A 12033-nucleotide genomic window follows, 5' to 3' on the forward strand; every position below is an offset into this window, starting at 1 on the left:
TAGAGCTAAAAATTCCTGAGTCTTCTGACGCAACTTAAATAAGAAGTCAGTTTTGGACTTGACCTCAAACATCAGATCGGGGACTCACTGAGCATAGCCTCCTGCTGTTCAGCGCGATCGCTCTCAATTCCTGCCTCTTCCATCAATCTGATTGACGCAGACTTCATGAATTATGCATTTTCAAGTTCTGAGGGTCGCTGGACTGGTCGGCGAAGGCTTTGAACTCGATCGCATCGTGACTGCAAAAGAGGCGCACGTCGTTACTGCGATCGCGCGATAATGCACGCAGCCGATCCTGATTGTGGAGCCTCGCTTCTCGATCCACCTCCATCATCCATTGGTAGAAACGCATTCCCGGCGTGCAACGTGGTTCGGAGGAGTCCATCTCGTGTCGGTAAAAGTAGGCATCGCCTGCATTCAGGAGCCAACTATCTCCTGTCTGGATGGCAATGCCAGCATGACCCCGTGTGTGACCCGCAAGTGGGATGAGGAGAATCTCTGGCGGTAGTCCCTCAAGATCGCGGACTGCCTGGAAGCCAAACCAGGGTTCGCCCCCTGGCGAATAGAACTTCCAGCGTTTTACCTCGTCCCACTGCTCTGGACGATAGCGCCCTTTGGTAATGAAGCCGTGTCGATCCCGCGCTGCGTCAATTTCAGTCTGCATTACGTGTACGGTTGCTTCAGGGAAATCTTCCAGCCCACCAGCATGATCGAAATCGAGGTGGGTAAGCACGATATGGCGCACGTCCCGTGCGGAAAATCCTAGTTGCTCGACCTGAGCGATCGCCGTGTACTTGCGATCGAACTGGATACCGTTGAAATGAATAAAAAACGGGCTGAGTCGCTCGTAAGGTGACTTAACATCGCGCAGACCAAAGCCAGTATCGATTAGAACGAGTCCCTGGTTCGTCTCCACGAGCAGACAGTGACAGACGAGGCGAGCCGTCAGACCGCGACTGAAGCCATCAAAGAGCGCCCCACCGACCGGACACATACAGCCACAATTGAGATGATGAATGTGCATAAGTGTTTTGCTTTAAACTACTTTTTGCCTACGGGTATTGATTTCTGCACCTCACTCGACGTTTGCATTTGCTCCGGTCGGTATGAGAATGCCTGCCAAAACACCTTTATATACAACAGATGATCGGGAAGGCACTGCGTGCGTTACTTGTTAGCCGACTCAGGCTTAGTCATCTGACGATGCAGCTCAGCCTTGACGGTATCAGGCAACACCTTGCTTACATTGCCCTGAATCTTCGTCAGGAGCGAACCAGCGATGATGTGATCCTTGCCTGCCATTAAGGCATCGAAACCCTGTTTGGCGACTTCAGCCGGGTCATCGTTCTGTTTTGTACCTACCGTGGTGTCGTCCATTCCCGCACTATGGAAGAAGTTGGTATCAGTTGGCCCAGGCATGAGTGAGGTAACAGTGACGCCTGTATCCTTTAACTCGTTGCGTAGCGCTTCCGAGAAGGAGTGTACAAATGCTTTGGAAGCCGCGTAGACTGCTTCAAATGGCCCTGGCATGATGGCAGCAATTGACGAAGTGAAGAGGATTCGACCCTTACCGCGCTCGACCATATCTTTCACTACCCGTTTGGCGAGATGCACAGATGAAACGACGTTCAGGTTGATGAGATTTAGCTCGTCCTTTAGGTCAGTCTCGCGGGCGAAATCACCACCGACACCGACCCCTGCATTTATCGCGATCGCCTCTACCGATCTGCCAGTCGCCTTAATCTGGTTGTAGAGTGTCTCTACACCGTCATAAGTAGCAAGATCAGCCTGCACCGTCTCGACCTTGGCACCTAGTCCCTCAAAGGTTTGAGCGGCTTCATCGATACTCGATCCGGTGGCTGTGACGAGAAGATCAAAGCCGTTTTGGGCGAACTGTTTGGCAAGCTCGTAACCGATGCCCTTAGAGGCACCTGTTACGACAGCCAGAGGTCGGTTCGACGAACTATTCATAACCATTTAAACTCCTGTAGGACTTCTCCACGCTAGGAAAGCTGTGGATTGTGCTTCTTTTTCGCGACCAGACAGTCTGCGCGAATGCGATCGCAACTCTTACTAATCCTAGGAAGACATCTGTGCGATCGCGTCTTTCCAAGGAAGTATCGCTGTTGTGTGTTTGAGGTTGCTTTTCTGGAGTTCACGCGATCGCCTGCGGTTCCGATGCCCGACTTTTCCAAAAAGTCGGGCATCTCGCGTTCACTAGCTCAGATTACAAAACTGTAATTTAGACGAAGGGTAAGCTGTAATTTTGGTTGAGCTTAATTGAATCTATAGACACGTTTCGAGATTCAACCGAAGGAGCAAGCTTGTGATAAATACCCGCCGACTGTTAGCAGCGATCGCGATTCCTGTTCTAGTTGGAACGTTTGGATGTGTGACTCTTAATCAGGCGATCGCTCAATCGCCTAACCGACAAGCCCAAAACTCATCCCAGCCCAATCAACAACAGCAGGGACAGGGACGCAGACGAGGACCAGATTTTGCCACAGCGGCTCAGAAATTGGGCATTTCAGAAGCTAAGTTAAAAGAAGCACTGGGAGTGCCAGCGAATCCTACACCAGGACAACGCCCACCTCGTCCCGACTTTAAGGCAGCGGCGGCAAAACTCGGCATTACCGAACAACAATTGGTAAATGCGTTGGGAGTTCCGCCCCGTCCGCCCCGTCCCGATTTTGCAGCCGCAGCGCAGAAGCTGGGTGTGTCAGAAGCCAATTTGAAGGCAGCACTGGGAGTACCTGCAAACCCACCAACTACACCGCCCGAACCGGGACAACGCCCACCCCGACCCGATTTTAAGGCGGTGGCGGCAAAACTCGGCGTGACGGAAGAGCAACTGGTAAATGCGCTGGGAGTTCCGCCCCGTCCACCTCAAGATGGCAACCAATCAGACGTACCTCCTCTTCAGCAATAAGCTTGAATCAATTTAGCGACCCTTTCGTGGATACGACCAAATTTTCAATAAGCCCTGGCGATTAGAAATCGCGGCTAAACAAACTAAGTCCGCCTGCGCGGACTTAAGACAAATCAAAGATTTTGAAACCCGCGCAGGCGGGTTTTGTCTGTGTAGACGCGGTTTCAACCGCCCAGTTGAGAATGCTTAAGACAAATCAAAGATTTTGAAACCCACGCAGGCGGGTTTTGTCTGTGTAGACGCGGTTTCAACCGCCTAGGTAAATTGCGATAATTCTATTTGGAGCCGATGAAATGAAAAAAAACCGTCTGAAAAGAATTTCCCTTATCTCCATGATGAAGCGACGACAGGTGCTTGGCTTCCTAGGGGGAACAGCGGCAGTATCGCTTGTGGGATGCTGGCGCGGAGAGTCTATCTCAGCAAAACCGATAAGTTCATCAACTCAGACACCGACTCCGATAGCGATCGCGCAGACTCCGACTTGCGTGGTAAAACCCCAACAGACGGAAGGGCCATATTTCGTGGATGAGAAGCTTAACCGCTCTGATATCCGCTCAGATCCTTCTGACGGTTCGGTAAAGCCAGGAGTACCGTTGCGTTTGGTGTTTCGAGTCTCTGGGATTGATGGAAGATCCTGTACACCTTTGAGGAGTGCAACTGTAGACATTTGGCACTGTGACGCGCTGGGTGTTTATTCGGATGTCCGGGACTTCAACGGGGATACGCAAGGGCAGAAGTTCTTGCGCGGAAATCAGGTGACGGATGCAAATGGAACCGTGGAGTTCGTAACGATCTATCCTGGTTGGTATCCAGGCAGAACGGTTCACATTCACTTCAAGATTCGCACCGATTCTGCGTCTGGGCGCGGTTCTGAGTTTACCTCGCAGCTTTACTTCGACGATGCTCTCACGGATCGAGTCCACGCACAGCCTCCCTATGCTGCTAAGGGACAGCGCACCCAGAGGAACGATCGAGATGGCATCTTTCAGGATGGAGGCGATCAACTGATGCTCCAGCTTACCCAGGATGCACAAGGCTACGTGGGAACCTTCGATATTGGGCTTCAGATGACTTGAACGATCGGATTTTACTTGTGAGCGATCGCATTCTTCATAATTGCAGAGTTGATAGAACGCGATCGCTCAAAACGCCCAAATCACTCACGACGAAACACAAACAGATTACCTGTTGCACCTCGTCCTACCCTAATCTTTTGATCTAATTCACAAAGAAGCAAGAAACTCGCCAAGGTCTGTATTGTCCAGCTCTTCTTTCGTCATTTTCTGGGCTATGCGCCAGTTTTCTGCTTTGCCCCACTGATACTGAGCATCTTCAAGCTTGTCATAAGGTTGAAGCTCTTGGTATTTTGGTCCTTTAAATTCTTTTATCGCTCTATCAGTGAAGTAATTTTCCATAGCTCTACGCTCAAGTACCCGGCATTCTATTCCTAGCTTCTTACAGGTTTCACAAAATGCGTTTCTAGTTTGATCTAGGTCAGCACTAGGATTAGAACGTTCACTATCAATTAGCGCAAAGATTTTTTGAGAAATACGCTTGATTTCTGCCAGTTCTGCTTCAGATTTCTCTTTAATCATATCGGAACCTCCCAAAGATAAAAGTACAATCTGATGCTCCTTTCCATACTTCCGAAGAAATTGCTGTATTGTCCTAACTTCCGTAGCACCTTCAACAAGTAGAATTTTGTCAAAGCCTAGCTCATTGTAGGTAGAGAAGTTGAGTTCTCCAAGTAACTGTGACAAGTTTCGAGTTGCTTCAAGTTGGCGTATTTCACTTCCACCTTTATTGCTCTTGCAGATAGAATATATTAACTCAGCACTTGATCGTGCTAGACCAATGCTATGAGTAGCAAAGAGAACTCCTTCTTTAGCAAAAGAACCAAGGCTTGTCAAAAAATCTAGCTGAAGAGAGGGATGTAAGTTGAGTTCTGGTTCATCTATTAAGATATAATCTGGCTGTTTGATAGCTGCGTTTGCAAGAACAAGAATAAATTGAGTAATTCCAGATCCTTGCTCTGAAAGTTTATAGCTTTTTCCATCAATAATCAGAAAAAGTGTAAATTCGTCATCCGAAGCATTGATTTCCAAACTATTAAAATTAAAAATTCTACAGATATCTTGAGTAACTGTATAAAGAATTTCTTGGCTTCTTTTATCGCTACCATGTTTTAGAGAACGCCATTTTTCTAGAAAATAAATACCTGCATCAATATCAAAATATTTTTTTTCTACGGAAAATTGGCTGTCTTCACCCTCTTTTCTCATAAATTCTACATTGAGAATATTGCGAAATGAACTTATATATAAAGTGTTTTTAAGTTTATAAAAAATTTCCCCAAATGGTTTGTAAAAGTTGGCTTCATAGCGACTTAAAATATCACCTGTATGATAATATAGTTTCGCGGTAAACTTGTTCTCAGCTCTAGGAATTGTTAAAACTAATTTTTGGACTTTATCTATCAGTGGATTTGAAGAAGAAACGGGTTCACTTAGCTTAATTTCAATTGTTATGGAGCGTTCATTGCCGTTATAAAATAATTCTTCAATATACCGGACAGTAGAAGGTTTTTTAAAAGGAATATAATTGCCACTTAATACAGAATTAAAAACATTATCTTTGTTAGCAAAATTAAAACCATTATCTTTATCAATCGATAGTTGTTCAAAAATAGAGCGAAATTCATAGAAAAACTTTAGCAGTGATGACTTACCTGCATTATTAACTCCTACAAAGGCGGTGAATCCTTTTTGGAAAACAAAGCGAACAGGATTCAAATCGGAAAAGCATCGATAATTCTTAATCGTTATTTCAAAGTTCATAATTTTCAATTATATGAGGAATAATAGATAGTCGTTGGCAAATAGCGATCGCCAAACCGTATTTCGTACTGCACCGCCAGCTAACCACCAATTGGGGAGATTCAAAAGCGCGATCGGGGTAAATCTTTCCTGATATTAACCCAGTTGCAATTTCAATTCGCGCAGCATCCGACTGGTTCCCTCATCAATGGCTTTTTGCACCAATTGGGGAATCATTTTGGTGATGGGAAGATCGGGAAAGATAGAACTGACAGATGATTCCGCGTAGTCACCATTTTGTAGAATGTAAATCTTAAGTTGGCAACTCCGATAGATCCATACTTCCGGAACGCACAGCGCTTCGTAGGCGTTCAAGGTAGTCTTTGAAGTGACATCAGACTCAATGGCAAGATCCGGGGGTGGGTAAACCGCTAAATCCATATTGGTGCAACCCCGGACACGACTGGCATTCTGGATGTAAAAACAGGTATCGGGTTCGACTCCAGCAATTTCTGGTTGCTTTAGAGTAGTTGAGCCAAAATCTTCCCAGTCCCGCCCTTGAGCATCTAAGATAGCTTTGACGATATCAGCAATGATGCGATGGGGGCGTTCGTGCAGTGCCAAAGGGGACATGATTTCGAGAGTTCCTCGGTAGTACGCAATGCGGGTGCTACGCTTTTCTCCCAGTTCCGTAAGAATCTGTACAAAGTCTTGCCAAGACAAGTTATGAATGCTAATCGTGCTACCGGGAGTGAGTTCAATGGCACGAATGGGAATAGTAACGGTCATTGGTCTTCCTCCATTGATTGCTGGGGTAGCTTCTTCAACCGTAACTCGCCATTCACCCATAATTATCATGGATGACTAACTGACAGCAATTGCCAAATAGCGATCGCAAACCTGTATTTCGCACCGCACCCCTTGCCAACCACATTGTCAGCCCTTAACAAAAATACCCAACTTTTTAAAAAAGCCGGGTATCTCGCCTTAACTAGGCGGCAATCGCCAGAAATTTAAGCAGTATGCAGACTTTTTCGAGCGCGTCCTGGTGCGCTGGGCTTTTTGCTGCGGGTAGGTGCGGATGGTGCATGGGACTTTGCTCGGTTACTGCGCCCTTGATTTGCGCGCTGACCTTTCGCTTGGTCTACCACTTTCCGGACTGGGGCAGTTGGCTCGTAGCCTGGAATCACGTCTTTCACAAGGGTTTGATTGAGTAATCGTTCGATGTCTTTGAGGAATGGGTATTCATCTTCGCTGACGAGGGAAACCGCTCTTCCTTCGTTACCAGCGCGACCTGTGCGACCAATGCGATGCACGTAGTCTTCTGGTACATTAGGAAGTTCAAAGTTGACTACGTGGGGGAGCTGATCGATATCTAGACCCCGTGATGCTACATCGGTGGCAACTAATACTCGCACTTTTCCTTGCTTAAAGTCTTGCAAAGCACGGGTACGGGCTGCCTGACTTTTGTTGCCATGAATTGCAGTGCTTTTCAGCCCATCTTGAGCAAGTTGCTCAGCTAGACGGTTGGCTCCGTGTTTCGTCCGGGTGAAGACTAGCACTTGTTGCCAATTGTGGAACCCAATCATATGAGAAAGCAGTTCTCGCTTGCGATTGCGATCGACCGGATGAACCACCTGCTCTACCTGCTGTGCGGCGGTATTCCGGGGAGCTACTTCGATCTGGGTCGGAGACTTTAGTAGGGTGCTGGCAAGCTGCTGAATCGGTTTAGAGAAGGTGGCAGAAAACATCAGCGTTTGCCTCGATGCAGGTAGCACTGCCAAAATTTTGCGGATGTCGCGGATGAAGCCCATATCTAACATGCGATCGCATTCATCCAGCACCAGTATCTCTATCTTCGAGAGATCGACCGTCTTTTGCCCAACGTGGTCGAGCAAGCGACCGGGTGTAGCGACTACAATATCAACTCCCCGATGCAGCGTTTGAACTTGCGGCTTAATTCCCACGCCGCCATAGATGGCTGCTGCTCGCAGCGACAGGTATTTTCCATAAGTTTTGACGCTATCTTTTACCTGATCTGCCAGTTCGCGAGTAGGTGTGAGGATGAGGGCACGAGGTCTGCGATGCACCTGGTTGGCGTTGGCAGTACCCAGGAGTTGCAGTAAAGGCAGGGTAAAGCCAGCAGTCTTGCCCGTTCCAGTTTGGGCGCTAGCGAAAATGTCTTGCCCTTTCAGGATGGCGGGAATTGCTTGCTGCTGAATGGGGGTTGGCTCAGTATAGCCAGAGTCAGCCACAGCACGAAGCAGGTCCGTTGAAAGACCGAGGTTACGAAATGTCATGGATGCGATCGCTCCTAGTAATGCCCCTATCCCAAATCAAGTGCCTGGGGCCAGTCTAAGAGCAGGAAATTTGTAGTTCAGTTGGATGGCTTAAATGAGCTTTTTTCCAATGCGCCAGCAACAGACCGGAATGTACTGGCAGAAACTCATCCTAACAGACATTCGGACAAAATATCTGAAGAAGGATGGGGTAAGCTAAGCTCTTCACAATGCTCTCCCGCTTCTTGGGAGTTTGTTCAATTTTGACAATTTTACTCAAGTCGCTGTACAGTGCGGTCAACAGGGTTAAAGCAGAAACTCTTATTCATCTGTGGCTTTCCCCCGCATTGTCTTCATCTGCTACTTGTTAATCTGCTACTTTTGCTATCAAAACGCTTACTTTGAGAGCTACGTGTGGGTTTGTTGAGTTTGCATCATTTGGGTACCACGATTGCACTTCTAATGAGTCAGGGCTTGCAATCGGCTCAACACTTCCTCCGTTCAGTTCTTAGCGGCGGTGTTCTTGAGCCTTAATTCAGAACTAGCCCCTCCTTAGTAATGCGCTGGTCGCTCATCAAAAGAAGCCGCTTTTTCTAACGATTGAGTAGCCAGGAAGATCCAATATCAAAGTGGAGGTCAGTCAAGGTCGCCACTTTATTCACCATCTACCTACGGATACGAGCGATCGCCTCGCCAATTCCTCCAGCTACAGCAATGTGATTATCCTTAATCATTACAGCATCATCTAGTTCCATCTGGTGGTTCATCGCTCCTCCCATCTGCATCGCGTACTTTGACTCGAGCGATCGCCGCGACCGACATCTTCCAACAACCAGCTGCGTAACATCGGGTCTAATACGATCGAGGGAGGTAGAACAGCCCTGGGACTCACCACTTCAGTTTTCCCCTAATTTTTCTAAAAGTTTGTCCAACCAACTTAGCCCAAAAGCTGCGCCCTTGGAGCTTTTGAGAGTTTTCCAAAAAAGTTTTTCAAAACAGTTGACAGAAGCGGTTCGTGGTTGCTACATTAATAAAGCGGTCGGGAGAGCAAGCGAAAGTGAAGCGACACCGAAGCGCACCGAACCTAGAAAAAATAATAGTTTGAAAGCCAAGTAAACACAAGTACCTCGTCAAAAAAATCAGGTGAATTGGAGGAAACTTCAATCACCAAGACGAAGTCGGTAGGAAACTTATAGTTTCCAATAGCCAAAAAAACAAACTCACTTAACACAATGGAGAGTTTGATCCTGGCTCAGGATGAACGCTGGCGGTCTGCTTAACACATGCAAGTCGAACGGGAATCTTCGGATTCTAGTGGCGGACGGGTGAGTAACGCGTGAGAATCTGCCTTCAGGACGGGGATAACAGTTGGAAACGACTGCTAAGACCGGATGTGCCGAGAGGTGAAATATTTATAGCCTGAAGATGAGCTCGCGTCCGATTAGCTAGTTGGTAAGGTAAAAGCTTACCAAGGCGACGATCGGTAGCTGGTCTGAGAGGACGATCAGCCACACTGGGACTGAGACACGGCCCAGACTCCTACGGGAGGCAGCAGTGGGGAATTTTCCGCAATGGGCGAAAGCCTGACGGAGCAAGACCGCGTGGGGGAGGAAGGTTCTTGGATTGTAAACCCCTTTTCTCAGGGAAGAAAAAAATGACGGTACCTGAGGAATCAGCATCGGCTAACTCCGTGCCAGCAGCCGCGGTAATACGGAGGATGCAAGCGTTATCCGGAATAATTGGGCGTAAAGCGTCCGTAGGTGGCTGTTCAAGTCTGCCGTTAAAGACCGGGGCTTAACCCTGGAAAGGCGGTGGAAACTGAACGGCTAGAGTGCAGTAGGGGTAGAGGGAATTCCCAGTGTAGCGGTGAAATGCGTAGAGATTGGGAAGAACACCGGTGGCGAAAGCGCTCTGCTGGACTGCAACTGACACTGAGGGACGAAAGCTAGGGGAGCGAATGGGATTAGATACCCCAGTAGTCCTAGCCGTAAACGATGGATACTAGGTGTGGCCTGTATCGACCCGGGCCGCGCCGTAGCTAACGCGTTAAGTATCCCGCCTGGGGAGTACGCACGCAAGTGTGAAACTCAAAGGAATTGACGGGGGCCCGCACAAGCGGTGGAGTATGTGGTTTAATTCGATGCAACGCGAAGAACCTTACCAGGACTTGACATGTCCGGAACCTTCTGGAAACAGAAGGGTGCCTTCGGGAACCGGAACACAGGTGGTGCATGGCTGTCGTCAGCTCGTGTCGTGAGATGTTGGGTTAAGTCCCGCAACGAGCGCAACCCTCGTCCTTAGTTGCCATCATTAAGTTGGGCACTTTAGGGAGACTGCCGGTGACAAACCGGAGGAAGGTGGGGATGACGTCAAGTCAGCATGCCCCTTACGTCCTGGGCTACACACGTACTACAATGCTACGGACAAAGGGCAGCAAGTTAGCAATGACAAGCAAATCCCATAAACCGTGGCTCAGTTCAGATCGCAGGCTGCAACTCGCCTGCGTGAAGGCGGAATCGCTAGTAATCGCCGGTCAGCATACGGCGGTGAATCCGTTCCCGGGCCTTGTACACACCGCCCGTCACACCATGGGAGTTGGCCACGCCCGAAGTCGTTACCCTAACCTGCAAAGGAGGGGGACGCCGAAGGCAGGGCTGATGACTGGGGTGAAGTCGTAACAAGGTAGCCGTACCGGAAGGTGTGGCTGGATCACCTCCTTTTAAGGGAGACCGAACCTCTGAGCACCGATGAAGTCGGTCACAGAAGGTCATCCCAGGTCGTCGAGGTCGTGTCATCAAAAGCTTTCAAACTATTACGGTTCCGGTTTATGGGCTATTAGCTCAGGTGGTTAGAGCGCACCCCTGATAAGGGTGAGGTCCCTGGTTCGAGTCCAGGATGGCCCACCTAAAGTCAAGCTGATTGCTTGACAAGTAAGAGGGTAAAGCTTAAGTTGGGAAGCCCGGTTGAGTGGCATATCTATAACCCGAGCAAGTCGAAACCGAAAACCGGAAAAAGAAGTCAGCATCGACTCTGAAACTCGAAAAGCCTCAGAGAGACTGCTGGACTCTAATTCCAGCCAAAGAACCTTGAAAACTGCATAGTAACGTTAAAAAGCAGGAAAAAACGAGACGTCCAATCGAAGAAGGCGTCCGTATCATCCAAGCAAGAGAATGTGGTCAAGCTACAAAGAGCTTATGGTGGATCCCTCGGCACACAGAGGCGATGAAGGACGTGGCGACCGACGAAACGCTCCGGGGAGCTGGAAGCAAGCAATGAGCCGGAGATATCCGAATGGGGCAACCCCAAAGAACTAACTGCTGAATCCATAGGCAGTAAAGAGCCAACCCAGTGAACTGAAACATCTTAGTAGCTGGAGGAAAAGAAATCAAAAGAGATTCCCTGAGTAGTGGTGAGCGAAACGGGAAGAGCCTAAACCATCAAGCATGCTTGGTGGGGTAGTGGGACAGCAACGTGGGACTCGAGAAGTTAGACAAAGCAACTGAAAACTGCACCAGAGAAGGTAAAAGTCCTGTAGTCGAAAGCTTCAAAAGCCCTAGCTGAATCCCGAGTAGCACGGGGCACGTGAAATCCCGTGTGAATCAGCCGAGACCACTCGGTAAGGCTAAATACTACTGTGTGACCAATAGCGAACCAGTACCGCGAGGGAAAGGTGAAAAGAACCCCGGAAGGGGAGTGAAATAGAACGTGAAACCGTAAGCTTACAAGCAATGGAAGCTCGATTGAACGAGTGACCGTGTGCCTGTTGAAGAATGAGCCGGCGACTTATAAGCAGTGGCAGGTCAAAGCATTCAATGCTCAAGCCAAAGCGAAAGCGAGTCTGAAAAGGGCGATAAGTCACTGTTTATAGACCCGAACCCGGGTGATCTAACCATGTCCAGGATGAAGCTTGGGTAACACCAAGTGGAGGTCCGAACCGACTGATGTTGAAAAATCAGCGGATGAGGTGTGGTTAGGGGTGAAATGCCAATCGAACCCGGAGCTAGCTGGT

General features: G+C 48.5%; 8 protein-coding genes, 1 tRNA gene, 2 rRNA genes and 2 pseudogenes (1 of these 13 only partly in view). 6 read left to right on the forward strand and 7 right to left on the reverse strand.

Translation table 11 applies throughout. The annotated features are described in order from the left end of the window. Positions 1-163: 163 nt before the first annotated feature. On the reverse strand, positions 164-1024 hold the full coding sequence (locus NDA06_RS19360; protein ID WP_190986680.1) for an MBL fold metallo-hydrolase: 861 nt from the start codon (positions 1022-1024) through the stop codon (positions 164-166). A gap of 143 nt (positions 1025-1167) precedes the next feature. Beyond that, positions 1168-1971: an SDR family NAD(P)-dependent oxidoreductase gene (locus NDA06_RS19365; protein WP_190986681.1), complete on the reverse strand. Its 804-nt coding sequence runs from the start codon at positions 1969-1971 to the stop codon at positions 1168-1170. Positions 1972-2055: 84 nt separating this feature from the next. Between NDA06_RS19365 and NDA06_RS19370 the strand changes: the two genes are divergently transcribed. The 3 genes from NDA06_RS19370 (at position 2056) to NDA06_RS19380 (ending at position 4005) form a co-directional block, all read left to right on the forward strand. Next, entirely contained in the window at positions 2056-2241 is a 186-nt protein-coding gene (locus NDA06_RS19370) for a hypothetical protein (protein WP_190986682.1), read from the forward strand. An 85-nt stretch (positions 2242-2326) separates the two neighbouring features. Then, positions 2327-2929 carry a hypothetical protein gene (locus tag NDA06_RS19375; protein ID WP_347277052.1) on the forward strand — a complete coding sequence of 201 codons (603 nt, stop codon included), beginning with the start codon at positions 2327-2329 and terminating at the stop codon, positions 2927-2929. A 293-nt stretch (positions 2930-3222) separates the two neighbouring features. Next, positions 3223-4005, forward strand: a complete 783-nt coding sequence (locus NDA06_RS19380; RefSeq protein WP_190986683.1) for an intradiol ring-cleavage dioxygenase — start codon at positions 3223-3225, stop codon at positions 4003-4005. A gap of 147 nt (positions 4006-4152) precedes the next feature. Here NDA06_RS19380 and NDA06_RS19385 read toward each other — a convergent pair whose 3' ends face one another. From NDA06_RS19385 to NDA06_RS19405, 5 genes and pseudogenes are all read right to left on the reverse strand, one after another. Beyond that, entirely contained in the window at positions 4153-5766 is a 1614-nt protein-coding gene (locus NDA06_RS19385; RefSeq protein ID WP_190986684.1) for an AAA family ATPase, read from the reverse strand. A gap of 39 nt (positions 5767-5805) precedes the next feature. Beyond that, a pseudogene (locus NDA06_RS19390) lies at positions 5806-5880 on the reverse strand (nucleotidyltransferase family protein); the annotation flags it as partial. Between the two features lie 21 nt (positions 5881-5901). After that, complete coding sequence (locus tag NDA06_RS19395; protein ID WP_190986685.1) at positions 5902-6534, reverse strand: Uma2 family endonuclease; 633 nt, start codon at positions 6532-6534, stop codon at positions 5902-5904. Between the two features lie 224 nt (positions 6535-6758). Further along, complete coding sequence (locus NDA06_RS19400; protein WP_190986686.1) at positions 6759-8045, reverse strand: DEAD/DEAH box helicase; 1287 nt, start codon at positions 8043-8045, stop codon at positions 6759-6761. 650 nt (positions 8046-8695) lie between these two features. Further along, positions 8696-8833, reverse strand: a pseudogene (locus NDA06_RS19405) (nicotinate-nucleotide diphosphorylase (carboxylating)); the annotation flags it as partial. Positions 8834-9253: 420 nt separating this feature from the next. Between NDA06_RS19405 and NDA06_RS19410 the strand changes: the two are divergent. The 3 genes from NDA06_RS19410 to NDA06_RS19420 form a co-directional block, all read left to right on the forward strand. Further along, a 16S ribosomal RNA gene (locus NDA06_RS19410) occupies positions 9254-10744 on the forward strand. 109 nt (positions 10745-10853) lie between these two features. Beyond that, positions 10854-10927, forward strand: a tRNA-Ile gene (locus tag NDA06_RS19415). A gap of 271 nt (positions 10928-11198) precedes the next feature. After that, a 23S ribosomal RNA gene (locus tag NDA06_RS19420) occupies positions 11199-12033 on the forward strand (it continues 2053 nt past the right edge of the window). Together the 16S and 23S rRNA genes with 1 tRNA gene alongside form the textbook arrangement of a ribosomal RNA operon.

Origin of the sequence: Trichocoleus sp. ST-U1 (genome assembly GCF_039961835.1) — a bacterium.
Classification (GTDB): domain Bacteria; phylum Cyanobacteriota; class Cyanobacteriia; order Cyanobacteriales; family FACHB-T130; genus FACHB-T130.

Bases quoted from the DNA above. Each gene is read 5' to 3' on its own strand.
- NDA06_RS19360 (WP_190986680.1), bottom strand. From the start codon at position 1,024: ATGCACATTCATCATCTCAATTGTGGCTGTATGTGTCCGGTCGGTGGG.
- NDA06_RS19365 (WP_190986681.1), bottom strand. From the start codon at position 1,971: ATGAATAGTTCGTCGAACCGACCTCTGGCTGTCGTAACAGGTGCCTCT.
- NDA06_RS19370 (WP_190986682.1), top strand. From the start codon at position 2,056: ATGCGATCGCAACTCTTACTAATCCTAGGAAGACATCTGTGCGATCGC.
- NDA06_RS19380 (WP_190986683.1), top strand. From the start codon at position 3,223: ATGAAAAAAAACCGTCTGAAAAGAATTTCCCTTATCTCCATGATGAAG.
- NDA06_RS19385 (WP_190986684.1), bottom strand. From the start codon at position 5,766: ATGAACTTTGAAATAACGATTAAGAATTATCGATGCTTTTCCGATTTG.
- NDA06_RS19395 (WP_190986685.1), bottom strand. From the start codon at position 6,534: ATGACCGTTACTATTCCCATTCGTGCCATTGAACTCACTCCCGGTAGC.
- NDA06_RS19400 (WP_190986686.1), bottom strand. From the start codon at position 8,045: ATGACATTTCGTAACCTCGGTCTTTCAACGGACCTGCTTCGTGCTGTG.